This is a genomic window from Castellaniella sp. FW104-7C03 (assembly GCF_040276085.1).
In the GTDB taxonomy this organism is placed as follows: domain Bacteria; phylum Pseudomonadota; class Gammaproteobacteria; order Burkholderiales; family Burkholderiaceae_B; genus Castellaniella.
Genome location: NZ_JBELOK010000035.1, coordinates 1 through 569, shown reverse-complemented (window position 1 = coordinate 569; position 569 = coordinate 1). Strand labels below are relative to the sequence as shown.

Genomic DNA, 569 nt, shown 5'->3' with positions numbered 1-569 from the left:
GGATAATACCCTGGGCTCATGACGGTACCTGCAGAATAAGCACCGGCTAACTACGTGCCAGCAGCCGCGGTAATACGTAGGGTGCAAGCGTTAATCGGAATTACTGGGCGTAAAGCGTGCGCAGGCGGTTCGGAAAGAAAGGTGTGAAATCCCAGGGCTTAACCTTGGAACTGCACTTTTAACTACCGGGCTAGAGTACGTCAGAGGGGGGTAGAATTCCACGTGTAGCAGTGAAATGCGTAGAGATGTGGAGGAATACCGATGGCGAAGGCAGCCCCCTGGGATGATACTGACGCTCATGCACGAAAGCGTGGGGAGCAAACAGGATTAGATACCCTGGTAGTCCACGCCCTAAACGATGTCAACTAGCTGTTGGGGTTTATTAACCTTAGTAGCGCAGCTAACGCGTGAAGTTGACCGCCTGGGGAGTACGGTCGCAAGATTAAAACTCAAAGGAATTGACGGGGACCCGCACAAGCGGTGGATGATGTGGATTAATTCGATGCAACGCGAAAAACCTTACCTACCCTTGACATGTCTGGAAGATTCAAGAGATTGAATTGTGCTCG

Annotated in this window: 1 rRNA gene; it reads left to right on the top strand. The window is 51.3% G+C overall.

What is annotated here, in order from left to right:
• Nucleotides 1–569, top strand: a 16S ribosomal RNA gene (locus tag ABS758_RS14955); the annotation flags it as partial.